Consider the following 23,907-nt stretch of genomic DNA (forward strand, 5'->3'; position numbering starts at 1 on the left):
CCTTCCGAGCTTGACACTTCTTCAGCTTGATTCTTACAGTTGCGGCAACTTGTCCACAAATCTGGCTATTGTTCACATATCTGGACGGCGGGCTAAATGATCATCAGGCAGATTGACGTCACTCCTGTCGCCTTCCGAGATCCGCCCCTTCTGAACGCCTCCGGAGTCCACGAGCCGTGGGCCCTCCGCACCATTGTCGAGGTCGTCACGGACGAAGGTCTGACCGGGCTGGGTGAGACCTATGGGGACCTCGAGCATCTCGGCAAGGTACGCGAGTGCGCGGAAGCCCTGATCGGCCTCGACGTCCACGCCACGAACACGATGTACGCCCGGATCAGCGCGATAGTCGGCGAAACGGTCGCCGACCTGCACGGATTGACGGGCGCCGCCACCAAGGAGAAGAGCGTCGACCGGGTCTTCTCCCCCTTCGAGGTGGCTTGCCTGGACATTCGCGGCAAGGCGGCCGGAGTGCCGGTGGCGGAGCTCTTGGGCGGCCGCGTCAGGGACGCGGTGCCGTACAGCGCGTACCTCTTCTACAAATGGGCGGGTCACCCGGGCGAGGAGCCCGACCGGTTCGGCGCGGCCCTGGACGAAGCAGGTGTTGTCGAACAAGCGGCCCTCCTCATCAAGGAATACGGCTTCCAGTCCATCAAGCTCAAAGGCGGCGTCTTCCCCCCGGACCAGGAAGTAGCCGCGACCCGCGCCCTCCACGAGGCCTTCCCTGGAGTCCCCCTCCGGTTGGACCCGAACGCCGCCTGGTCGGTCGAGACCTCGATCCGCGTGGGCCGGGAGCTGGAAGGGACCCTCCAGTACCTGGAGGACCCCACGCCCGGCATTCCCGGAATGGCGGAGGTAGCCGCCGCCGTGCCCATGCCTCTCGCCACGAACATGTGCGTCGTCACCCATGAACATCTCCCTCCGGCAATCGCTTCCCGCGCGATCGGCGTGCTCCTCCTCGATCACCACTACTGGGGCGGACTCGTACGTTCCGCCCAGGTCGCCGCCCTGTGCGCCACGTTCGGCCTGGCGCTGTCCATGCACTCCAACTCCCACCTCGGGATCAGCCTGGCCGCCATGACCCATCTGGCCGCCGCCACCCCCAACCTCACGTTCGCCTGCGACACGCACACGCCCTGGCAGGACGGACAGGACGTGGTCGCGCCCGGCGTCCTCCGCTTCGTGGACGGCGCCGTCCCCGTGCCCACCGGCCCCGGCCTCGGTGTCGAACTGGACCGCGACGCGCTGGCCGTCATGCACGAGCAGTACGAGAAGTGCGGGATCATCGCCCGCGACGACACGAGTTACATGCAACGCTTCGCACCCACCTTTTCCGCGAGGAGACCGCGCTGGTGAACGTGGCCTATGTCTATCCCTGGGACATCGTCGGCGACCCCTCCGCCCCCGACCGCCTTGCCGGCCTGGGCGTGGAGGCGGTAGCGCTGGCAGCGAGCTACCACTCCACGCGAGCCGCCACGCCCTACCACCCGTCCCACCGCGTGCTGGACGTCCCCTATCCGGCCTTCTACCTCCCGATCCGCCCGTCATCCTGGTCGCGCCTCGTCCCTGCGGCCCCCACCTGGACCTCGGAGGACGCCTACCTCCAGGCCAGGGACGCGCTGAAGGCGGCAGGCCTCCAGGTGCACGCCTGGACCGTCCTCACCCACAACTCCCACCTGGGCACCGCCAACCCTGACCTGGTCGTACGCAACGCCTTCGGCGACCCGTACCCGTACGCGCTCTGCCCTGCGCACGAGGACGTCCTCGAATACTGCGAGCGCCTGGTGCAGGAGATCCTCACGGTCGGCGAGCCGGACGGCCTCATCCTGGAAGCCTGCGGCCCGATGGGCTTCGGCCACCAGAGCGTGCACGAGAAGACCTCCGGCGCGGACTGGACCTCTGTCGACGCCGACCTGCTCTCACTCTGCTTCTGTACGGCCTGCGCCGACCGCTACCCCGAAACCACCAGAGACACGGTCCGCGCAGCCATCGACCGCCACCCGGCACGTACCACGTCAACTCCCACGAGCGCCACCACGACTGGCGCAACGGTCATGAGCACCACCACGACTGGCGCAACGGTCATGAGCACCACCACGAGCGGCGCAACGGTCATGAGCACCAACACCACGACTGACGCAACGGTCACGGGCACCCAACCACTCACCATCGACGAAGCCCTCGGCCGGCTGACCGACGAGGTCCGCAGCATCCGCGTAGAACTGTCCACCTCCCTACGCCATCGCCTGATCGCCACTGCCCGAAGGACCGCTCCCAACGTCCCCATCACCCTGCACGCCAACCCGGACCCCTGGGCTGCAGGCGCCTTCGCCGCACTCCCCTCAGGCGAACCCGGCGCGGACGCACTGGTCGCCAACTGCTGGGGCGACCCCGCCACGGACGCGGCCCGCCTCGCCCACCTCAAGGACCTGTCCACCCCAGGCCAGCGGATAGGCGCCTACGTCCTGACGCTGCCACCCCGTCCAGCCGACGCCACGGTGCTGGCCGACCAACTCAGCACCTACGCCAAGGCAGGGGCAACGGAGTTCCACCTGTACCACGCGGGCCTGGCCTCCCCTCAGCGCCTGGCCGCCCTCTCGGAGGCCCTTCGTCTTCACACCTCGTGATCTGACCACCGGCGGATCAGCCAGGTCCGACGGTGGAACCAGCGGCGGGGTGAGGTAGCTCCGCCGGTGGAACCACCGGCGGGGTCAAGCAGGTCCGACGGTGGATCCTGCACGCGCGGGCTCGGTGACGTCGTCGCCACCAGGTCTGCCGGAGCCGACGGTGCTTGGGGCTGCGCCAGGTGCCGGCGAGGAGCTTTACCAGCCGTCTGACCACCTCGGCGACGGGCCACCGACGACGGGCCACCGACGACGGGCCACCGACAAGCAGACCACGATCGCGGACTGCCGTACTAGACATCGGTCGGTGCGACCGCCGCTGAACGCGGATAAGTTGCCACATGTGACCAACGTGCGGATCGTGTACCGGAAGTACGGCGGAGCATTGCACTGGAACCACCCAGGCCGACTGCTGGGCGAGGACGAGCATGGAGTCTGGGTGGATGTGCCCAGCGGGACAGTCGCCCGCAAAGGCGACGCCCCACCAATGACATGGAAGACCGCCGCAATCATGCTCTTCCCCCGAAACGCCTGGTGGACGGCGTCCTTCAACTCACTACCAAACCGGTGCGAGATCTACGTGGACGTCACAACTGTCCCGGAGTGGAGGGACGGCGAGGTGACGATGCTGGACCTCGACCTCGACGTAATCAGAATGCGGGACGGGCGCCTCATCCTCGACGACGAAGACGAGTTCGCCGAGCATCAGGTCCTGCTGGGCTATCCAGCCGAACTGATCGCCCAAGCAGAAGCCACTGCCCAGTGGCTACTCGAAGCGGTGGGACACAGAAAGCAACCATTCGACGGCGCACATCTCGAGTGGCTAGCAATGAGCACCAAACAGATCACCTAGAAACAAGGTCTACTATCAGCAGCCAGCTCGCTCACTTCAGTGTAAAACAATTCAGCAGCCGATTCGGCCAACAACTTCAGCCCGCAGCAGAAACCAATCCACTCTCGTACGCCGCGATAACAAGCTGCGCCCGGTCTCGAGCTTCCAACTTGGCCAGCAACCTGGTGATGTGAGTCTTCACCGTAGCCAGGCTGACCTGCAGATATTCCGCAATCTCCCCATTGGACAGCCCGCGGGCGATCAACATCAGTACCTCGCGTTCGCGCTCCGTAACGCCGTCCAGCCCTTTCGCCCGGGGAAGGGCAGGGGTACGCGTGAACTCCTCGATCAACCTACGCGTAACCGTCGGCGCCAGCAACGCCTCTCCACCTGCGACCACCCGAATAGCGGCGAGCAACTCCGCAGGCGGCGTGTCCTTCAGCAAAAACCCACTGGCCCCAGCCCGAAGCGCATCATAAACATAAGCGTCAAGGTCGAACATGGTCACTACAAGGACCCGCGAAACATCTTTGATCCGGCGCGTAGCCTCAATCCCATCCATTTCCGGCATCCGTACGTCCATAAGCACCACGTCCGGCCGCTCCTCCAAAGCAACCGAAACCGCCTCGCCCCCGGTGGACGCCTCTCCCACTACGGTCAGGTCAGGCTCGGAGTCGACGAGCACGCGAAAGCTTCCCCTGAGCAACGCCTGATCGTCGGCGATAACCACGCGGATCACGAAACCTCCTCATACGGCAGCGCGGCGAAAACGCGGAACCCTCGACCGGGGAGGCTCCCGGCGTCGAACTCTCCGCCGTACATCATGACCCGCTCCCGCATGCCGATCAGGCCATGCCCGGTGCCCACAGAAGGCGCCGTACGTCTTCCAGGCCCGTCATCCACCACTTCGATCCGTACACACTTGCCATCGGCGACCACGGAAACCCGGCAACGAGCACGGGGGGCATGTTTGATGACGTTGGTGAGCGCCTCCTGCACGATGCGATAAGCCGACACCTCTACCCCCTCGGGCAACCGTCCCAGATCCCCGGCCTTGCCCTTACGCCGTTCACCGCTGCCCCCGACGCGCGCCTCACCGCCGATCCGCACCGCACCACCATCTTCGATCCCAGCGTTGCCACCGCCCCCGAGCCGAGCGTCACCGCTACTGCCGAGCCGCCACCCTGCATCGCCGTCCCCGATCCGTACCTCATCGCGGCCACCGATCCGCATCTGGAGCCGAACCTCGATCCCCGCCAGCCGAGCCTGCTCCACCAGGCCCTGGATCCCCGTCAGACCTGGTGCGGGAACGAGGTCGGGCTCAGACGTGGACCTCAGCACACCGAGCAAATGGCGCATCTCCACCAGCGCACTACGACTCGCCGTCTCGATGACGCGCAACGCGTCATGCGCCTCGTCCGGTCTGGTCGCCATCACATGGTTGGCCACTCCCGCTTTGACCGCGATCAGCCCCACGCTGTGTGTGACCACGTCGTGCAGTTCGCGGGCGATCCGTAACCGTTCCTCGGTCACCGCCTGCGCCGCCAGCCGCTCAGTGTCGCGCGCCGCATAGAACCTGCGCTCCTGCATGGCCCGGCCCACCGTCCACGCACCGCCGAGCGCCGCGATCCCTATGAGCGGCTGGTCGAGATGCAGCAGCCATCCGGGCGCGCTCTCGCGTGGGGCACCTGCTGCAGTAAGGCCGAAGAGCGAGACAACGCTCAACCCGCCGACGATGGCCGACGTCGGGACGACAGCGCCGAGTCGGCCGGAGAGGGCGACGACATAGAGCGCGTACGCGGGCGCGAGATAAGCGAACTTAACAGCGTCGACCAGCGCGGCGAAGACGGCCACCACCAGGGTGAAGCAGAAGACGGGCAAGGGCCACAGCCTTCGCACGGCCAGCGGCAGCCCCAGCCCGAGAGGAATGGCGATCCTCATCCAGGGCGGCAGCGCGGTCGCGTTCACCGACACCGTCAATGATGTGAACGAGAAGCACATCCCCGCTGCCAGATCGAGCATGACCAGCTGGTGACGGCGCAGGCGCCTGGCGAAGAAGGGATGAGTGTCGTCCACGCGTTGCACGGTAGCCGCTACGGCGGCCGCCGCACGTCAACCCAGGGTCTGACCTTGAGATTCGAACCGTGGTCCGACGCGCCGGCGACCCGCGGTCCCGCATCCTTTACGCCGTGATCGAACTCCAGCACCTCACAAAGCGCTACGGCGACACACTCGCCGTGGACGACCTGTCCTTCAAGGTCGAGCCGGGCCACGTGACCGGCTTCCTCGGCCCCAACGGCGCCGGCAAGTCCACCACCATGCGCCTGATCCTCGGCCTCGACGCCCCGACCTCAGGCCAGGCATTGGTCAACGGCCGCCGCTACATCTCGTTCAGCAAGCCCATGCGCGAGGTCGGCGCGCTCCTCGACGCGAGTGCCGTCCACGGCGGCCGCAGCGCCTACAATCACCTGCTCTCCCTGGCCCGCACCAACGACATCGGCCCCACACGGGTGGCCGAGGTGCTCGACCAAGTCGGGCTGACAAGCGTGGCACGCAAACGGGTGAGCGGGTTCTCGCTCGGCATGAAACAGCGGCTCGGCATAGCGTCGGCGCTGCTCGGCGATCCAGGGGTGTTGATGTTCGACGAGCCGGTGAACGGCCTGGACCCCGACGGCGTGCGCTGGATCCGCGACCTCATGCGCTCGCTGGCCGCGGAAGGCCGCACGATCCTGCTCTCCAGCCATCTGATGAGCGAGATGGCCCTGACGGCCGAGCGCATCGTCATCGTCGGCCGCGGCAAGCTGATCACCGAGGCCACCGTCGCAGAGCTCACCGCGCGCTACCCGTCGCTCGAAGACGCCTACCTGGCCCTGACCGCCGACAGTGTGCAGTACGGCGCGGTCCGGTGAAGGCCGTCGTCTCCTCCGAGTGGCTGAAGCTGCGCTCGGTGACCTCCACTTACCACACGCTGGGCACGGCAGCCATGACGGTGCTTCTCGGCGTGGTTTGGACCCTCTACGTGAGCGGCCTGGCCGACGAGCGGGGATCGCTGACTGCCGCAGCCCCTGAGCGCGGCTTCCTCCCACTCATTCAGATCAGCCTGGCGGTGCTCGGAGTGCTTACGATCACCTCCGAGTACGCCACCGGAACGATCCGCACCAGCCTGACCGTCACCCCGAAACGCGGCACATTACTTCTGGCCAAAGCGGGGATCGTGGGCCTGACCACGTTCATCGCCGCCAACGCGATCCTTCTGATCACCTACTCGACGAGCCGCCTGATAGCAAACGGTCACGAGCTGGGCTTCAACGACACATCATTAGCCGACGACCTGGTGATGCTGCTCGCCTCCGGTCTCTCGGTGACCGCACTGGCACTGGTGGGTCTCGGCCTCGGCACCGCCCTCCGCTCAACGGCAGGAGCGATCGTCTCGGTCGTGGCGCTGCTGTTCGTGCTTCCGGGCGTCGTCAACTACTTGCCCCCACCCTGGAACGCCCGCGTGGCCACTCTGCTTCTACCGAACCTCGTCCCTCAAATAGCGGACCAGCGCCTCTCCTCACGCCTGGGCGACGGCTTCCTACCTCCCTGGGCCGCACTGTCCATACTCCTCGCGTACCCGCTCATCGCCCTGGTCGTCGGCTATTACCAGCTCAACCGGAGAGACCCATGAGCACTCACTCCATGGTGCTCCCATCCCACCAGAGCTTCACTCGACCCGATTCGATGGACACCGCATGAACGCACCCACCCCAGCGCCGCGCACTCATATGCACCGCCTCCGCCCTGAACGGAGGCAACCATGAGCGTTCTCTCCTCAGAATGGCTGAAGGTCCGTTCCGTCCGCTCGACGTATCTGATCCTCGGCCTCAGCCTCGGCGCGGTACTCCTCGGATTCGGACTCGCCGTGATGGCCGCTCACATGTACGACAGCGCTCCCGCCGCCAAACGGCCAAGCGCCCGCATAGCAGACCTGGAGGAAGCGGTCGTGATCGTGCCCCAGCTGTGCATGGGCATTCTGGGCACACTCGCCATTACCTCCGAGTACGTAACCGGCCTAATCAGAACGAGCCTGACCGTCGTCCCCCGCCGCTGGCCCATACTCGCCGCCAAGTCCACGGTCATGGGCACACTGGGCCTGCTCGTCGGCTCAGCGGCGGTTTTCGGCACCTATTTCGTCACCCAATGGGTGCTGGGAGATCGTTTCTCCGGCGCGTACACCAGCGCCTTTCTGGACAGGCTGCCGCTCCTGACCACTCTCAGCCTCACCGTGCCGACGTTCGCACTGCTCGGCCTGGCCTTGGGCGCGCTGTTGCGCTCCGCCGCCGCGGCGATCGCCATCATGGTCGGCCTCGTGTACGTGATCCCCATCATCATCGGCAACATCCCGGAGCCGTGGAGCGACCGTCTCGGCTCGCTGATGATCGGCGCGCTCCCCCGCGAAATCACCGGCGACATCATCACCACGTCGGTCTATGGCTACCTCTTGCCGCCGGCGGTGGCTGCCGCGGCGCTCGTCGCCTACGCAGCAGTCCCTTTGGTGGTCGCAGGTTGGCTGGTACGCCGGAGGGACGCCTGAGATGTCCGCGGTCGGATAGGCGGCGCACAGGCCAGCGGCCAACGCGAGCCTCAAGGACCCAGGGCGCCTGAGGACCCCCGCGGTACGGCAGGCGAGAAGTCCTGCCGTACCGTCCGGAGACTCAGACCTCGAGCACCACCGGGATGATCATGGGTCGGCGGCGGTAAGTGTCACTGACCCAGCGCCCCACCGTGCGGCGGACCACCCGGCGGATCTCCTGCATGTCGACCACGCCGTCCGCGGCCTTCTCCTCGAGGGCCCGCTGGATCTGCGGGATGAACTCGTCGAACTGGGCGGGATCGATGCCGGAACCCCGCGCGTGGATCTCCGGACCGGCAGTGAGCTTGCCCGTGTTGGAGTCCACCACGACGACCACGGAGATGAACCCCTCGTCGCCGAGGATCCGGCGGTCCTTCAACGAGGTGTCGGTGATCTCGCCAACAGACGAGCCGTCGACGTAGACGTACCCGGCGTGAACCGCTCCGACGATCTTCGCCCGGCCGTCGACCAGGTCCACCACGACCCCGTCCTCGGCGATCACGATGTGGTCCTCGGGCACGCCGGTGAGAGCGGCCAGCTTGGCGTGGGCACGCAGATGGCGCCATTCGCCGTGTACGGGCATGAAGTTCGACGGACGTGTCAGGTTCAGCACGTACAGGAGCTCGCCGGCGGCCGCGTGGCCGGAGACGTGCACCTTGGCGTTGCCCTTGTGTACGACACGGGCGCCCCACCTGGTCAGACCGTTGATCACCTTGTTGACCGCGGTCTCGTTCCCTGGCACCAGCGACGAGGCCAGGAGCACGGTGTCGCCTTCGGCGATGCGGATCGGGTGATCGCGGTTGGCCATTCTGGACAGCGCCGCCATGGGCTCGCCCTGGGACCCGGTGCAGATCAGCACCACGTCCTCCGGCGGCCACTCCTCGATGTCGCGCGAGTCGACGATCAGCTCCGGCGGCACCTTGAGATATCCCAGGTCGCGGGCCACGCCCATGTTGCGCACCATCGAACGGCCGACCAGGGCGACCTTGCGACGGTGCTTGGCGGCGGCGTCCATCACCTGCTGGATGCGGTGCACGTGCGAGGCGAAGCTCGCCACGATGACCCGCTGCTCCGAGGTGCGGATCACTTCATCGATGACCGGCCCGATCTCGCGCTCGCTGGTGACAAATCCTGGCACCTCGGCGTTGGTGGAGTCGGACATCAGCAGGTCGACGCCCTCGGTGCCGAGCCTGGCGAAGCCGCCGAGGTCGGTGAGACGGCCATCGCTCGGCAGCTGGTCCATACGGAAGTCGCCGGTGTGCAGGACTATGCCGGCAGGCGTCCTGATGGCGACGGCCAGCGCGTCGGGGATCGAGTGGTTGACCGCGAGGAACTCGCAGTCGAAAGGCCCGAAGACGTGCCGTTCACCCTCGATGACTTCGACTTTGGTGGGTTGGATCCTGTGCTCGGTGAGCTTGGCCTCGATCAGCGCAAGCGTGAGCCTGGACCCGATGAGCGGAATGTTGCGCCGCTCGCGCAGCAGGTATGGCACCGCCCCGATGTGGTCTTCGTGGGCGTGCGTCAGCACCACGGCTTCGACGTCGTCGAGCCGGTCCCTGATGTATTCGAAGTCGGGCAGGATGAGGTCGACGCCCGGCTGCTCGGGCTCGGGGAAGAGCACCCCGCAGTCGACGATCAGCAGACGGCCGTCATATTCGAAGACGGCCATGTTCCTGCCGATCTCCCCCAACCCGCCGAGCGCGACGATGCGCAGGCCGCCATCAGGCAGCGTGGGCGGGGGGCCAAGCTCAGGATGCGGATGGCTCATGCCTGGCCCCCACGGTCAGATCGTGTTCTCAAAACTTCTGGTTCCTCCCCGTTCCTATGTGTCTGTCAACTTCACCCCGCCGGCTACCAGGCAAGCACGCAGCTCGGCGATTTGCTTCTCTGTCGCGTCCACGAGCGGCAGCCGTACCGGCCCCGCTGGGACGCCCACCATGCTCAGTGCCGCCTTCGCCATGATCGCGCCACCCGCGCGGAGCATGATCCCGTCCACCACGGGGGCCACCTGGCTGTGGATGGCCAGGGCTTGGGCGACGTCGCCATTCTTGTGCAAGTGGATCATGCTTGCCAGCTCGGCGCCCACCACGTGTCCGACGACGCTGACGAACCCCGCCGCACCGAGGGAGAGCCAGGCGAGATTGAGCAGGTCGTCGCCGGAGTAGAAGGCGAGATCGGTCGCGCTCATCACCTGGCTGGCGGCGAAGAGGTCCCCCTTCGCGTCCTTTACGGCCACGATGCGTTCGTGCTGCGCCAGCCGGAGCAAGGTCTCCGTCTTGATCGGCACGCCGCTGCGTCCCGGAATGTCGTACAGCATAACCGGAAGGCCGGTCGCGTCGGCGACGGCGGTGAAGTGCTGATACAGCCCCTCTTGCGGAGGCTTGTTGTAATAGGGCGTCACCAGCAGCAGGCCGTGCGCGCCGGCGCGTGCCGCCTGCTTCGCGAGCTCGACACTGTGGCGGGTGTCGTTGGTGCCCGCCCCTGCCACCACGGTCGCGCGATCGCCTACCGCCTCGAGGACGGCGCTGACGATGCGCTGCTTCTCCTCATCCGTGGTGGTGGGCGACTCACCGGTCGTCCCGTTGACGATCAGGCCGTCGTTGTGCTGCTCGTCCACCAGATACGTGGCAAGACGTCGCACAGCCGCATAATCAACCTCGCCGTCAGGAGTGAACGGCGTGACCATCGCGGTCAGCATGCGGCCGAAGGGCGCGTCTGTGGTTCCAGTTGGCGATGCCATAGTGCGAACGCTACCTGGATTCAGAAATTCCTTGGACGCCGCCACCCCGCTTTGCCTGCCCGGAGGCGCCTTTTGCCCCATTTCACGGGCATCTCGGAGGCTTCCCTCAAGACGACACCCTCCTCACCTAGACCCTTCGGCCGCAGCCAGGCATTTCATACGAATCACGCCGTGTCCCTACCCAGAAGATCCGCTCATACGTCGGCTACCACCGTTGCCGAGCGACCGTACGCGTACAAGACCACTCAAGCCATCGACTGGCGACGCCACGCCACCCATAGGCGTGGGGGTGGCAGCCGCTGCACTCGGCGGGGCCTGGAAGGGCGGGCCCCCGACGCACATAAGATCGCGCCACACCTCACGGACGTTGCCGAAGAGCTCGAGTCCCTAGCGTGGCAGTTCGATCTGGTACCGGATGAAGCCCCGATTCTCGGCCACTTTGTCGTACAAGCTGCGGGCTGTGGTGTTGGACTCGTGCGTGTTCCAGTACACGCGGGAGCAGCCGCGTTCGCGGGCCCAGTCGGTCACGGCTTCGATCAACGCGCGGCCCACGCCTTTGCCTCGGGCCTCTGAAGCGGTGAACAGATCCTGGAGATAGCACACGTCGGTGTCAGGGGCGGAGGTGTTCGCGTGGGTGAAGAAGTGGGTGATGCCCACGAGTTTGCCGTCCAGCTTCGCGCCGAAGGCGTGCATGCGGGTGTTCGCTTGGAACTCCTGCCATGCGCGGTCGTACATCTCGTCCGGCTCTACCCGCTGGTAGAAGTCGATGTACGCGCGGAACAAGCCTTCCCAAGCGTCTCGGTCAGACGGAAGGAGCTTGCCGATGTCAATCATGAGATTTCCTCTTGCTTGCTTGTGCAACCCGAAGTGAGCGCAGGTAGGGACTGTGGGATGGCTCGGCGATTCGGGGAGATGTTCCGATGGGAGTCGACGCCACAACCTAGGAGAAAGTGGCCCTCCGAGGTACGGCCACTATGCGGCCAGATCAGGGGACCACTGGTGTGCGCCCGGTGTCGCCGGGGTCAGGTCGTGTCACGAGGCGGCGGCGACGTGCGTACTGCGGGGGCTCCGATGCATACGCGGACGTCCGTCGCCGATTGCCTCCAAGGGAGTGGGCGGACGGCTGGCCCGAGCGGGCAGGGGCGCCCTTGGGGAAACGGCCACGAGCGGGGCGGCGGCATCCGGCGTGGTCAGCGGCCCCATGCTCGAGTGGCTGTGCAGAAGGGCTCGCCGTACCGATCAAGAACCGCCCAGACCAGCTCTGATACGCGGCCCAAGCACCACGGAAACCCCAACCAGCACACATTGGAAGAGGCCGCCGATATGTGCTCGGGGGTACACACATCGACGACCTCTATCGGAGAATCGGCACCCCTTACACCGGCGTTACAGGGTTTCTCCGATAATTTTCTGCCATCGCAAAGTTGGGGCTCCAACAGCCTTCGATGACGGTCGGTTACCTGCCGAATACGGCAACATGGGGCAACGCCTCACACGAACCCCCAGGGATGGACTAGTGGCCACCTCAGATCCGGTCTACCTGCGTGTCGTCGAAGACATTCGGCGACAGATCACCGACGGCGCCCTTCCCCCCGGCGCGCCGATCCCATCGCGGGCGCAGCTGACCCGTAAATATCAGGTCGGCGAGACAGCAGCCCGGCACGCGCTACGCGTGCTCGCGGGCGAAGGCCTCATCATCGGCCGCGTAGGCTCGGGTCATTACGTCAGGGAACGTCCTGACCTGACAGCCCTCTACCGATGGCGGTTTCTCGATCACCCCGCCCCCTTCGCGGCCGACCTGCAGTCTCAGGGCAGGCGCGTGACGTGGGACTGGCACAGCGAGCCGACCGAAGCCGGACCCGACATCGCCAGACGCCTGCGCCTCAGCGAGTCGACCACGCTGACCAAGACGCACTACATCTTTCGCGGCGAGGGCAAACCCCTGCAGCTCGCCACCTCGTACGAGCCGCTGGAGTTCGCCCCCCATTCGGAGGAGGAGCGGCGGAGCCTGGTCGCGCGGATGTTCGCGCACGGCGTGAAGATCACCGAGGTCGTCGAGAGCGTGCACACCCGCGTTCCCCGCCCGGTGGAGAGCGACGCGCTCGATCTGGCGGCCGGCGTCCACGTCCTGCACATCGAACGCACCCACTGGGCCGGCGACCGTCCCGTGGAGACGAGCGACATCGTCATCCCAGGCGACCGCTTCAGAGTCACGTACAGCATGCCCGTCTAGCCCGAAACACCCCGGCTCCGGGCGAATCCGCTGTCCCCCACCGCCTGGAGCCGACCACGCCTGCCCGGCCACGACGGCAATGACCTGCTCGCCGAGAGCTCGGCCGGTCTCGACGGCGCGATAAGCCTCGCCGAGGCTCTTTTGCGATAGATCCGCTCCATGACCGGGCGGACCTTGTCTTGCCCGACAGATCGGGCGAGCGTGCGAAGGTCCGCCTGGCGCGAGCGGAACATCATCATGCCTGCCCTCGGTCTAAGGTCAGAGCGAGCGCACGGCGCGAGCGGGACGCCATCACGCTTATGCACAGTCTGAGGCCAGCGCGCTCATCCAGCCGCGCGGTTGCGCAGGGCCGACAGCAGCGTGAGCGTCGTCCGGTCGACGGGCGTGGCCACCGTCCTGTTCCCGTAACGGAGCAGGACCGTAGGTGTTGAGCGGACCGTCGGAATTGTCGAGGTTCACGTCGAACTTACCGCTGGTCCCAACCCTGCGGGCGCACTGGAAGGCTGCGTACGAGACCGCCCGCCCCCATCCGCGTGGCCGACCAAGCGGGTGGCGCCGAGTTAGCGGCATAATCCGGCATTCACGGCGCTGATCGCGGCGGCGCCCTCGGCGGCAATGACCTGATACCTGCGTCAATGGCCTGGGGAATCGACGGCCCTGGCCTGGCCGAGGTGGATCGCGATGCCGACCACCCCGCCCGTTGCCGCTGCCGAAGATGAGCACGTCTTCGCCCGTCTGCTGACTCCATCCACACGATGACTGGAGCACAGGCGGCCGTTGTCGCCGTACGAGATCGCACCGGAGACGGACGCCGGCCTCCGCAGTAATCGTCGAAGCCAGCCACCCGCCAAGCCGACCTCCCGCACGCACGACCACAAAAAGAACACCTGTTCGCCCAGGTCAGAGATTGTCGGTGCGCGTTGATAGAACGGGTGCGGAGGTTGCCGATGCGAGTTAAAGACCTGTCCGCGAGCGACCGGCCGCGCGAACGGCTCATGTCCAGCGGTGCCGCCGCGCTGGCAGACCGTGAGCTGCTGGCCGTGCTGCTCGGCTCGGGATTTCGCGGGACGAGTGCCCTGGACCTGGCCAGCCAGGTGATCAAGCATTGCGGGGATCTCGACGGCCTCCGCCGTTCGGACCCGCATCGGTTACTCGCCGTGCCCGGGGTGGGTCCGGCCAAGGCCGCCAGAGTCGCCGCGGCCTTTCATCTCGTACGCCGCGCGGACGCCTGGCCGGAGCGCGAACGGATCACCAGCACCTCCGACCTCGCCAACCACTGCGCGCCACTGCTCCGCGGCCGTAGGCATGAGCGGCTCGTCATGGTGGTGTGCGACACCCGCGGCAGGGTGCTGAAGCATTCCGTCCTGACCGAAGGCGCGTCCGACCACACGCCCGTGCCGATCCGGGAGGTGATCACGGAAGTGCTCACCTCGGGCGGTGCGGTGTTCGGCCTTGCCCACAACCATCCGGGCGGCTCCTTGGAGCCGAGCCCGGCCGACCTGGAGGCCACGGCCCAGCTCGTCCAGGCCGCCGAGACGGTCGGCCTCCGCCTGCTCGACCACCTGATCATCACGGACGCTGCTTGGCGGCGAATCCCCACATAAATCGATTCCACTAGGGAGCATGGACCCACTGGACAACAAAGGGAATCATCCTGTGCATAGCGCCGAACAGCCGTTTTCCAAGTGACGACCATGAGAGCCTAATAACCGCGGGTAGGCCGTTACGGACGTCAGCCGGCCATTACTCGCCGTGGCATGGCCCCGTGCCTCCGGAGGGCGCGAGACCATGCCCGTCATACGCACCGATCCCAGGCGAAGCCCATCGCCCCTCACCGGGCTGTGGGCAGGCGCGTCGCCTGGGGTCACACAGGTGCGCCCCCGATGGCACACTCCCGTGCCATCACCTGGGGTGTCCGGTTCGCGCGCTCGGCGGCCAAGCGCGGACCGGACACCCGTCTCCTCTCAGCTCTCACGGGCCTGCGGTATGCATTAGCGCCGGTACAGGATGCGACACGACGCCATACCCTTCCAAGCGAAGTTGTCGAACGACATGCCGCCCTACCACGCGAACTTCAGCGTGGAGACGACGCCCGGGGCCGCCAGCAGCAGACGCCCAGCGAAGGTCGTGGCGGCGGGCGTCAGACCGAAACCCTCCCTATACGATCGGGCCGGGAAGGCCACGTGATGCACGAGACCAGCCTGGTCGCTAACGTGGCAGCATGAAATGGCGGCGGCCATTGCTTGGCCTTCGATAGCAAAGGCCAGGTTCGGGAGAGACACGCGACAGACGCGGGCAACAGCGCGGCGTCTTCATAAGAGCCGGCGCCGTAGCAGCCATCGAGTGGATGGTCTCCACCCATTGCCCTACACGGCTACCTGCAGCGCGCGTGTATTGCGATCAGCGTACTGCCCCCTCCAGCAATCTCCTCCAAGTAACCAGCGCTCTGGCATGAATGGTCCGGACAGTTTGCTCGATCAGCACTTCGTCGCCAATACGTCGAGTCCTGCGAATGAAGTACTCACCGCCGCTCTGGCACAGCTCGTAGAACGTCGGCAAGCACGCGCACGTGTACTCCTTGACCTGCACTCGTTCGGCGTGCGGCCGCATCGGATCCCACCTGATGGCTTTGTGACCAGGGAGGGGATCCGGTACATGCGGCGCAAGGTGACAGCAGGGCAGCTCAAGATGTTTGGGCATGGCAGAAAGATACGTCTAGTTGTCTCCTTCTGTCTAGCGATAGAGACCGCTCTGTCTAAACAGACAGAACGATATGGGCGGTCTTGCACCTGTTGGTCTAAGTTGCAAACGTGCTGGACTACGACGGGGACACCCACATCTACCTCCAGATCGCCGAGATCCCCCGGCACAGGGTGTCCGGACTTGCGTCCGGACACCCTGTGCCGAGCGAGGCGGACATTCAGCAGGAGTTCGGGGTCGCCAGGACCACCGCCAGGCGGGCGGTTCATGTGCTTCGCGAGGAAGGGCTCATCTACACCGTTCAGGGCGAAGGGACCTTCGTCGGCGGACCAGACGAAGCCCCACGCAAGCAGCGGAAAGTGCCGATGTACCAGCAGATCGCGACGGACATCGCCGAGCAGATCAAGGCGGGGCAGTTTTCGCCGCGACGGCCCATACCGGGCGAGTCAACGCTGGTGGAGCAGTACGGCGTGGCCCGGGAGACGGTAAGGCGGGCCATGGCGCTCCTACGGGAGCAGGGATGGATCTACACCGTCGCCCAGCGGGGCAGTTACGTGTCGCCAGAGGAGTCGTGGCCCCAGCTCTGACTCTACTCGACTGCTTGTATCCAGACGTCTAGGCTATGAGCATGCTCGATCGTGATGGGCCCGTCCCGATCTACGTGCAGATCGCCGATGCGATCCAGGCACAGATCAGCGAGGGGCGGTTGCGAGCCGGCGAGGCTCTGCCGAGCGAGGCGGCTCTGGAAGCGGCGTTCGGCATTGCGAGAACGACCGCGCGCAATGTGGTTCGAGAGTTGCGCGAGCGTCAGCTTGTCCACACCGTACAAGGGGAAGGCACATATGTCGGACCCATGGGTGTTCCACGGATAAAGCAGTCGAAGTGCCTTTACCTGGAAATCGCCAGTGATATCGCCACGAGAATCCAGCATGGCGAGTTTCGGCCGAACCGCTCGATATCGAGCGAGAAGACTTTGATGATGCGGCACGGGGTCGCAAAGGTCACAGTCCGGAAGGCGGTTGCACATCTCAGACAGCAGGGCTGGGTGTTCACGGTACCTTATAGAGGGACATATGTGAATGAGCCAGAAAAGTGGCCCACGAATAGGGGTGCTTAACGGTCCTCCCTTTGACCGTTGGCTTGTATATCCTTGAGGGGTGCTGGATCGCTCGGGTGGCACCTACCTCTACGTTCAGATCAGCGAAGTCCTCAAGACGCGCATCATGGAGGGGCTCTCCCCGGGAGATGTCCTGATCAGCGAAGCAGGGATCCAGCGGGAGTTCCGCGTCGCACGCACGACCGCGCGCAGGGCGATTCGCCTGCTGCGGAATCAAGGGCTGGTCCACACGCGCCAGGGCGGTGGCACGTTCGTGAGCGCTCCCGGAGAGTCAGCGGACGGCCAGGTCCCGCTGTACCGGCAGATCGCCGAGCGGATCCGGAAGCGGATCGAGGCGGGAGAGCTGCCCGCGCACCGTCCGCTTCCGACCGAGGTCACGCTGGTGCGTCAGTACGGTGCCGCACGTGAGACCGTACGGCGGGCCATAGCGCTGCTTCGTGAGCAGGGGTGGGTCTTCACCATCCCGCATCGCGGCAGCTTTGTCTCTCCTGAGGAGCAGCGGCCTTCTTCCTGACCGGCCGCACGATCCTCCGCACCAACTGTCCCGAGCGTCCGGACGGTCGTCCGAACGTTCACCGACCGCCCCGACCCTCCTGACCGGCCAGGCGGAACCACAGGCAGACCACCGTCGTCGAGTCGTCCACCTCGTACCCCTGGCCGGCCCAGTAGTGCCGGTGGGTTTCGCGCCAGTGGTCGATCGAGCGGAAGCCCTCGCCTTCCGCCTCGGCGAACTCCCAGGGAACTTCCGCGAACGACGTCAGCTCCACCTTCGCGATCTCGATCTCCGCCACCTTCGCGCCCAAGGAGTCCACCACGGCCAGACGCTCGCCGACGTGCTCCACCGCCTCACCCTCGGCGTGATAATCCAGCGCCAGGAGGCCGGCTGTGGCCGTTTTCGAGCCTGACAGGACCAGCCCGGTCAGCCAGGCGCGGAGTTCGCCGGACGTGCCGAACTCCATGGCTCTCATTCCGTCGATACGCGGCCACATGGCAGCAGACTAGAAGACCGGAATGATGTCCTCCGGGTCGATGAAGTCCACCTCCACGCCTTCCAGGTCCAGCTCGGGAATGGCAGGGAAGGCGATCCCCCAGCGCTCCACGATGGCGCGGATCCGGGCCATGGCCACGCGCCAGTTCTCCGCCTGCTCCTCGTACGACAGCACACCGAGGCCCGCCTGCCTGGCATGGTCCATCAGGACGCGGTGGTTGGCCAGGAAGTACGGCGGCAGCTCCCAGAAGCCTTCCGGCGGCTCCCAGAGGATCATGCTGAGGAAGACGAAACCGGCCCTGAGCTGGCGGGTGATGAGCACACGGGTCTCGTCGGTGAGCCCCGGCCATTCGTTCTCCAGAATCGTCATGCAGATCTGGAGATGGCGGGACTCGTCGCGCCCTATTCGCTGGAACATCTCACCGAAGACGGGGTGCCGGGTGCCGGAGGCCATGCCCCTGAAGAGCGTCGAGGCGGCCATTTCCCCCATCATGAAACTGGTGAAGAGCACGGGCAGCGAATACTTGCCCACGGCCGAGTTGTAGCCGTTCCAGTAGCGGCCCCCGTTGTGGTAGAGCCACCCGATGTTGTTGTGCGCCGCTGATTCGAGGTCGTCGGACGGGGTCCAGTTGAGCGGGCCGCCGGGCCAGAGTCTGGCGATGGTGCGCTGGCAGCACTCCTCGTGGTTCATCTCGTCCCGGGTGATCGAGAAGAAGCACTTCCTGACCGGGTCCTCTTCGTGCTTCTCGAAGGCCTGGATGGTGGCGCGGGCGAACACGGCCGGTCCGGACGCGTCGAAGTTCGCGAGGACCGCGAACCAGTACATGATGCCCAGGCGCTGCTCCCGGGTGAAGTCGTCCGGGTCCAGGCCGTCCCAGGGCAGGTCGGCCGGGTTCCAGACCACGCGCTTGGACTTTTCGTAGATGGCGGCGAGTTTCTCGGTCTCGACCCGCCATTCCATGGGATAGATGTTGGGCTGCGGGATCTCCGGCGCGGGCCAGAAGCCGCCCTCTGGAATCGTGAGGTCCGCCATTGTTGTGACACCTCCTCCCCCATCCTGCTGGGCGGCGTCACGGCTTTCAAGTACGGGCGCGCTGGGTGATGGCCACGCAGACGAGCACGGCCAGGGCCGCGACCACCGTGGCCGGCCCGAATCGCTCGCCCAGCAGGACCCAGGCCCAGACGAGGGTGAGGAGGGGCTGGGTGAGCTGGGTCTGGCCCGCTCTGGCGATGCCGCCCTTCGCCAGGCCCGCGTACCAGGGGAAGAAGCCGAGGAACATCGAGATCAGCGACACGTACGCGAAGCCGGCCATCGCCTGCGGGGTGGCGTTGATGGGGGTGGCGAGGGCTATCGCCGTGGCTGTCGGGGCGGTCAGAGGCAGGGAGAGGACGAGCACGCGGGAGATCACCTGCCAGCCCGGAGTGTTCCGGGACAGGCGGCCTCCTTCGGTGTAGCCGATCGCCGCCGAGATCAGGGCGCCGACCAGAAGAAGGTCGGGCCAGGAGGTCTTCATCTCATGCTGGGTGAGGGTGAAGGCCGTGATGGCGACCGCGCCGGCCGCGCAGGCCACCCAGAAGAGGGGACGGGGCCGTTCGGCCGCCCTCAGGACGGCGCAGGCGGCGGTGGCTGCGGGCAGGAGCGCGATCACCACCGCGGCATGTGACGTGCTGGCGCCCAGGGCGAGGGCCAGGCCGCTGAAGACGGGGAAGCCGAAGACCACCCCCAAGGAGATCAGAGCGTACGACGACCACTCCCTCCTCGAGGGGATCAGCGGCTTCCTGGCGACCTTCAGGCAGACCAGGGCCACCACCCCGGCTACGGCCGCCCGGCCGATCGCGGCCAGCCACGGGTCGACCCCCTGCATGGCGTAGACGGTGGCCGGGAACGAGCCGGAGAACGCCAGGACGCCCAGGAAGGCCAGCGCGGTGCCCTGACGTGCCTGCGCTCCCGGACGAGGGAGCGCTACTCCGTCCATGAGAGTAGCGCTATTCTCAATTTTCATGAACAACGATAGCAGTATCGCCCAAGTCGCCGCGATGCTGCGCGAAGAGGCCACGCGGCTCGGCCCCGGGGCACGGCTGCCGTCCAACCGGGAGATCATGCGGCGGCACAACGTCAGCCCCGTCACCGTGTCCCGGGCCATCGGGCAGTTGGCCGCCGAGGGACGGGTGGTCGCGAAGCCGGGCAGTGGGGTGTTCGTGACGCCGCAGGTCACCGGAGGACGGGACGCCGCCGACCTCTCCTGGCAGACCGTGGCGCTCGGCGACAGGGTCGTGGACGGGGACCCCGTGGCGACCTTGCTGGCGGGGGCCGCCGAAGGGGTGGTGCCCATGACCGGCGGATATCTGCGGGCGGGGCTGCGGCCGGACAAGCAGCTGGCGGCCGCGGCGGCGCGTGCCGTGCGGAGGCCGGACGCCTGGGCCATGCCGCCCCTGGCGGGCCTGCTCGAGCTGCGGAGGTGGTTCGCGCGGCAGGCCGGAGGCGACATGACCGCGGCCGACGCGTTGATCGTGAGCGGCGGCCAGGCGGCGCTCACGCATGCCTTCAGGGCGCTGGCGGCCCCGGGCACGCCGGTGCTGGTCGAGACGCCCACCTATCCGGGGGCGCTGGCGGCGGCCAGGGCGGCCGGGCTGCGGGCCACGGCCGTCCCCATGGACAGGGACGGCGTACGTCTTGAGCTCCTGGCCGAGGCGTTCGCCGTCACCGGGGCGCGGGTCTTCTTCTGCCAGCCCACCCTGCACAACCCGTCGGGAGCCACCCTGACGGTCGAGCGCAGGGAGCAGGTGCTGCAGGTCGCCAGGGCGGCGGGGGCGTTCGTGATCGAGGATGACTTCGCCTGTTATCTGACCGAGCAGGCGCCCCCTTCCCTGGCGTCCATGGATCAGCACGGGACCGTCGTCCATGTGAAGTCGCTGACGAAGATCCTGTCACCGAGCATGCGGGTGGCGGCCGTCATCGCCAGAGGCCCCGCCGCCCACCGGCTGCGGGCGAGCCAGCTCGTGGAGTCGTTCTTCGTGGCACGGCCGCTGCAGGAGACGGCGCTGGAGTTCGTGGGATCGCCGGCCTGGCCGCGGCATCTGACGGCCGTGCACGCCGAGATCAGGACCAGGCGCGACGCGCTGGCGACCGCTCTGGCCGCCCGCATGCCGCAGGCGGAGGTGCATCTGCTGCCCATCGGCGGGATGCACCTGTGGGTCCGGCTGCCCGCAGAGGTCGACGAGAACACCCTGGTCGAGGCCGCGAGGCGCAACGGGGTGCTGGTGAGCCCGGGCCGGATGTACTACCCGTCCGAGCCACCGGGTCCCAGGATCCGGCTGACCCACATGGCCGCCGCCCATCTCGCGGAGCTGCACGAAGGAGTCCGGCGGCTCGCCCAGACGCTGACCGCGATCTTGTAGCCGACACGCCGCTTAAGAGCCGTGAAGCGGGGTTCGCGTCGTCTCCAAGGGTCAAACACCGATACGGTGTAACTCGTGCCTTGAGGCATGAACGGCAGGCGAAGGAGCGGGCCGAGATGGCAGACGTAGGCGTCCGGGCGGCCCGGCGCGAGGACGTGCTCCAGGTTGCGAATTGTCAGATCCGCGCCTGGCGCTACGGCTATCGGGATTTCCTCCCCGAGGGCCCCCTCGAGCAGATGACAGGCCCGGCAGCCGAGAAGATGTGGCTCCGTCAGTGGGACGAGGCGATCGTCGCCCCGCCCACCCCCAGGCACAGGGTCCTGGTGGCGGTGGAGACCATCCTGGACACCGAGGGCTTTCCCGCCCTCGGCGCGGGCGGCAGCGCCGCCCTGACCACCCCCCGGGGGGGCGAACGCGTGGTGGGGCTGGCCTCACACGCTCCCGCCGAGGATCCCGACCTGGATCCCACCGTGGCGGCCGAGATGCTGACGTTGCTGGTCGACCCCGATTTCGTACGGAGGGGTCACGGCAGCCGCCTGCTCAACGCGACCGTCGACTACCTGCGCGACGACGGCTTCCGGCAGATCGTCACCTGGGTGTTCGCCGACAACTACGCGGTGCTCGGTTTCCTGGAGTCGGCGGGCTGGGGCGAGGACATGGCCGAGCGCGTGCTGGACATGGGCCGCCCGATCAGGATGGTCAGGCTCACCACGGACATCAGCTAGAGGACGAACGACATATGGCAACCCCCGGCCAGTGGATCGCCGGCGCACGCCCGCGTACCCTCGCGAACGCCGTCGTGCCCGTCATGGTGGGCACCGGAGTGGCGATCGGGCAAGGCGGATTCGTGTGGTGGCGGGCGGTCCTGGCACTGCTCGTGGCGCTCTCGCTGCAGATCGGCGTCAACTACGCCAACGACTACAGCGACGGCATCCGCGGCACCGACGACCAGCGGGTCGGCCCGATGCGGCTGGTGGGCTCGCGCGTGGCCCCGCCGCGGCAGGTGCTGACCGCCGCGCTGACCTGTTTCGGGGTCGCGGCGGTGCTGGGGCTGGTCCTGGTGGTCGTCACGCGGGCGTGGTGGATCCTGGTGGTGGGCGCCGCGTGCATCGCCGCCGCCTGGTTCTACACGGGCGGCAAGCGCCCGTACGGCTACCGCGGGCTGGGCGAGCTGGCCGTGTTCGTGTTCTTCGGCGTCGTCCCCGTGATGGGCACGGCGTACGTGCAGACCGAGTCGCTGAGCTGGCCCGCCTTCTTCGCGTCGATTCCGGTCGGGCTGCTCTCGTGCTCGATGCTCGTGGTCAACAACCTGCGCGACATCGGGACGGACACCCAGTCGGGCAAGCGCACGCTGGCCGTGATGCTGGGGGCCGAGCGCACCCGTGCGCTCTATGTGGCCTGCCAGGTGGTGCCGTTCGTGGTGGCGCTGGGGATGGTCGTGATCACGCCGTGGACCGCGCTCGCCCTGCTCGCCGTGCCGCTGGCGATCCCCGCGATCAAAACCGTGCTGGCCAAGGCCGTGGGCCCGGCGCTGATCGCGGTGCTGCAGCAGACGGGCAAGCTGCAGATGGCGTACGGGCTCCTGTTCGCGGTGGGACTCGCGATCATCTTCTAGGCTGAGTCGGGTGAAGGACTTCATCGCCGGACTCCCCAAGTGCGAGCTGCACCTGCACATCGAGGGCACGCTGGAGCCCGAGCTCAAGTTCGAGCTCGCCGAACGCAACGGCCTGGAGCTGCCGTACGCCTCCGTCGAGGAGATGCGGGCCGCCTATGACTTCGACGACCTGCCCTCCTTCCTCAGGATCTACTACGAGGGCATGCAGGTGCTCCGCACCGAGCCCGACTTCTACGACCTGGCCATGGCCTACTTGCGCAAGGCCGCCGAGCAGAACGTCCGCTACGCGGAGATCTTCTTCGACCCACAGGCCCACACCTCGCGAGGCGTGTCCTTTGACGTGGTGATCAGGGGCCTGCGGCGGGCGCTGATGGACGCCGAGGCGCGGCTCGGGGTGCGGGCGCAGCTCATCATGTGCTTCCTGCGCGACTTCCAGGCCGAGTACGCGATGGCGACGCTGCTGGAGTCGCTGCCGTACAAGGAGTAGATCGTGGGCGTGGGGCTCGACTCCGACGAGAAGGGCAACCCGCCGGTCAAGTTCGCGGCGGTCTACGAGCGCGCCAGGCAGGAGGGCTACCTGCTCACCATGCACTGCGACGTCGACCAGGACGACTCGATCGAGCACATCCGCCAGGCCGTCGAGGACATCGGCGTCAACCGCGTCGACCACGGCGTCAACATCCTGGAGGACCAGCGACTGGTCCAGGTGGTGCTGGAGCGGGGCATGGGGCTGACCTGCTGTCCGATCTCCAACGGCTACGTCACCGACTCGATGAAGGCCGAGGGCATCCGCACGCTGATGGACCTGGGCGTGCGGGTGACGATCAACTCCGACGACCCCGCCTATTTCGCGAGTTACGTCGGCGAGAACCTCGAGGCGCTCCAGGAGGCCCTCGAGCTCACCCACGAGGAGCTGGCCCAGCTCGAACGGAACGCCTTCGAGATCACCTGGCTGCCCCGCCATCTCAAGGACGCCTACCTGGCCGAGGTCGACGCATATCTCCAGTCGCGAGGCGATATCACAGTTCGATAACCCGCGATATTCGG

Annotated in this window: 21 protein-coding genes and 2 pseudogenes; 15 read left to right on the forward strand and 8 right to left on the reverse strand. The window is 66.8% G+C overall.

Annotated elements, in window-relative coordinates:
- Nucleotides 1-96: 96 nt before the first annotated feature.
- The 3 genes from ABD830_RS10900 to ABD830_RS10910 all read left to right on the forward strand — a co-directional run bounded on the left by ABD830_RS10900 (nt 97) and on the right by ABD830_RS10910 (nt 3,474).
- Complete coding sequence (locus tag ABD830_RS10900; protein ID WP_344986482.1) at nt 97-1,353, forward strand: glucarate dehydratase family protein; 1,257 nt, start codon at nt 97-99, stop codon at nt 1,351-1,353.
- Nucleotides 1,350-2,624, forward strand: a complete 1,275-nt coding sequence (locus ABD830_RS10905; RefSeq protein ID WP_344986483.1) for a hypothetical protein — start codon at nt 1,350-1,352, stop codon at nt 2,622-2,624. The genes ABD830_RS10900 and ABD830_RS10905 overlap by 4 nt, the downstream gene beginning before the upstream one ends.
- Nucleotides 2,625-2,964: 340 nt before the next feature.
- Complete coding sequence (locus tag ABD830_RS10910) at nt 2,965-3,474, forward strand: DUF402 domain-containing protein (RefSeq protein ID WP_344986484.1); 510 nt, start codon at nt 2,965-2,967, stop codon at nt 3,472-3,474.
- Nucleotides 3,475-3,550: 76 nt separating this feature from the next.
- On the opposite strand, the gene ABD830_RS10915 is transcribed toward ABD830_RS10910, so the two are convergent.
- On the reverse strand, nt 3,551-4,192 hold the full coding sequence (locus tag ABD830_RS10915) for a response regulator (protein WP_344986486.1): 642 nt from the start codon (nt 4,190-4,192) through the stop codon (nt 3,551-3,553).
- Complete coding sequence (locus tag ABD830_RS10920) at nt 4,189-5,529, reverse strand: sensor histidine kinase (protein WP_344986488.1); 1,341 nt, start codon at nt 5,527-5,529, stop codon at nt 4,189-4,191. The genes ABD830_RS10915 and ABD830_RS10920 overlap by 4 nt, the downstream gene beginning before the upstream one ends.
- A 113-nt stretch (nt 5,530-5,642) precedes the next feature.
- Between ABD830_RS10920 and ABD830_RS10925 the strand changes: the two are divergent.
- From ABD830_RS10925 to ABD830_RS10935, 3 genes and pseudogenes are all read left to right on the forward strand, one after another.
- A pseudogene (locus tag ABD830_RS10925) lies at nt 5,643-6,335 on the forward strand (ABC transporter ATP-binding protein); the annotation flags it as partial.
- A 23-nt stretch (nt 6,336-6,358) separates the two neighbouring features.
- Nucleotides 6,359-7,123: an ABC transporter permease subunit gene (locus ABD830_RS10930; protein WP_344986490.1), complete on the forward strand. Its 765-nt coding sequence runs from the start codon at nt 6,359-6,361 to the stop codon at nt 7,121-7,123.
- A gap of 129 nt (nt 7,124-7,252) precedes the next feature.
- Nucleotides 7,253-8,029 carry an ABC transporter permease subunit gene (locus tag ABD830_RS10935; protein ID WP_344986491.1) on the forward strand — a complete coding sequence of 259 codons (777 nt, stop codon included), beginning with the start codon at nt 7,253-7,255 and terminating at the stop codon, nt 8,027-8,029.
- 121 nt (nt 8,030-8,150) lie between these two features.
- Here ABD830_RS10935 and ABD830_RS10940 read toward each other — a convergent pair whose 3' ends face one another.
- The 3 genes from ABD830_RS10940 to ABD830_RS10950 all read right to left on the reverse strand — a co-directional run bounded on the left by ABD830_RS10940 (nt 8,151) and on the right by ABD830_RS10950 (nt 11,642).
- A complete protein-coding gene (locus ABD830_RS10940) occupies nt 8,151-9,836 on the reverse strand; it encodes a ribonuclease J (RefSeq protein ID WP_344986492.1) in 1,686 nt (561 codons plus the stop codon).
- A 54-nt stretch (nt 9,837-9,890) separates the two neighbouring features.
- Nucleotides 9,891-10,808, reverse strand: a complete 918-nt coding sequence (gene dapA, locus ABD830_RS10945; protein WP_344986493.1) for a 4-hydroxy-tetrahydrodipicolinate synthase — start codon at nt 10,806-10,808, stop codon at nt 9,891-9,893.
- Nucleotides 10,809-11,195: 387 nt separating this feature from the next.
- Nucleotides 11,196-11,642 carry a GNAT family N-acetyltransferase gene (locus tag ABD830_RS10950; protein ID WP_344986494.1) on the reverse strand — a complete coding sequence of 149 codons (447 nt, stop codon included), beginning with the start codon at nt 11,640-11,642 and terminating at the stop codon, nt 11,196-11,198.
- Between the two features lie 682 nt (nt 11,643-12,324).
- On the opposite strand from ABD830_RS10950, the gene ABD830_RS10955 reads away from it, so the two are divergent.
- The 5 genes from ABD830_RS10955 (at nt 12,325) to ABD830_RS10975 (ending at nt 17,372) form a co-directional block, all read left to right on the forward strand.
- Nucleotides 12,325-13,041, forward strand: coding sequence for a GntR family transcriptional regulator (locus ABD830_RS10955; RefSeq protein ID WP_344986495.1), 717 nt, complete (start codon nt 12,325-12,327; stop codon nt 13,039-13,041).
- 947 nt (nt 13,042-13,988) lie between these two features.
- Complete coding sequence (gene radC, locus ABD830_RS10960; protein WP_344986496.1) at nt 13,989-14,645, forward strand: RadC family protein; 657 nt, start codon at nt 13,989-13,991, stop codon at nt 14,643-14,645.
- Between the two features lie 1,206 nt (nt 14,646-15,851).
- Entirely contained in the window at nt 15,852-16,328 is a 477-nt protein-coding gene (locus tag ABD830_RS10965) for a GntR family transcriptional regulator (RefSeq protein WP_344986498.1), read from the forward strand.
- Between the two features lie 41 nt (nt 16,329-16,369).
- Nucleotides 16,370-16,858 carry a GntR family transcriptional regulator gene (locus ABD830_RS10970; protein WP_344986500.1) on the forward strand — a complete coding sequence of 163 codons (489 nt, stop codon included), beginning with the start codon at nt 16,370-16,372 and terminating at the stop codon, nt 16,856-16,858.
- 40 nt (nt 16,859-16,898) lie between these two features.
- On the forward strand, nt 16,899-17,372 hold the full coding sequence (locus tag ABD830_RS10975; RefSeq protein ID WP_344986501.1) for a GntR family transcriptional regulator: 474 nt from the start codon (nt 16,899-16,901) through the stop codon (nt 17,370-17,372).
- A gap of 58 nt (nt 17,373-17,430) precedes the next feature.
- Here ABD830_RS10975 and ABD830_RS10980 read toward each other — a convergent pair whose 3' ends face one another.
- Genes ABD830_RS10980 through ABD830_RS10990 form a run of 3 tightly spaced genes read right to left on the reverse strand, consistent with a single transcriptional unit; the run spans nt 17,431 to nt 19,822 of the window.
- On the reverse strand, nt 17,431-17,847 hold the full coding sequence (locus tag ABD830_RS10980; RefSeq protein ID WP_344986502.1) for an ASCH domain-containing protein: 417 nt from the start codon (nt 17,845-17,847) through the stop codon (nt 17,431-17,433).
- Nucleotides 17,848-17,856: 9 nt separating this feature from the next.
- Nucleotides 17,857-18,879: a hypothetical protein gene (locus ABD830_RS10985; protein ID WP_344986503.1), complete on the reverse strand. Its 1,023-nt coding sequence runs from the start codon at nt 18,877-18,879 to the stop codon at nt 17,857-17,859.
- A 46-nt stretch (nt 18,880-18,925) separates the two neighbouring features.
- The gene (locus ABD830_RS10990) at nt 18,926-19,822 is read right to left on the reverse strand and encodes a DMT family transporter (protein WP_344986504.1); all 897 of its coding nucleotides are present in this window, start codon (nt 19,820-19,822) and stop codon (nt 18,926-18,928) included.
- A gap of 25 nt (nt 19,823-19,847) precedes the next feature.
- Here ABD830_RS10990 and ABD830_RS10995 point away from each other — a divergent pair, with 25 nt between their 5' ends.
- From ABD830_RS10995 to ABD830_RS11010, 4 genes and pseudogenes are all read left to right on the forward strand, one after another.
- Nucleotides 19,848-21,245, forward strand: coding sequence for an aminotransferase-like domain-containing protein (locus ABD830_RS10995; protein WP_344986505.1), 1,398 nt, complete (start codon nt 19,848-19,850; stop codon nt 21,243-21,245).
- A 116-nt stretch (nt 21,246-21,361) separates the two neighbouring features.
- Entirely contained in the window at nt 21,362-21,970 is a 609-nt protein-coding gene (locus tag ABD830_RS11000; RefSeq protein WP_344986506.1) for a GNAT family N-acetyltransferase, read from the forward strand.
- A 14-nt stretch (nt 21,971-21,984) separates the two neighbouring features.
- On the forward strand, nt 21,985-22,860 hold the full coding sequence (locus tag ABD830_RS11005; RefSeq protein ID WP_344986507.1) for a 1,4-dihydroxy-2-naphthoate polyprenyltransferase: 876 nt from the start codon (nt 21,985-21,987) through the stop codon (nt 22,858-22,860).
- 10 nt (nt 22,861-22,870) lie between these two features.
- Nucleotides 22,871-23,893, forward strand: a pseudogene (locus ABD830_RS11010) (adenosine deaminase).
- The last annotated feature ends 14 nt before the right edge of the window (nt 23,894-23,907 follow it).

The organism is Nonomuraea helvata (genome assembly GCF_039535785.1).
In the GTDB taxonomy this organism is placed as follows: domain Bacteria; phylum Actinomycetota; class Actinomycetes; order Streptosporangiales; family Streptosporangiaceae; genus Nonomuraea; species Nonomuraea helvata.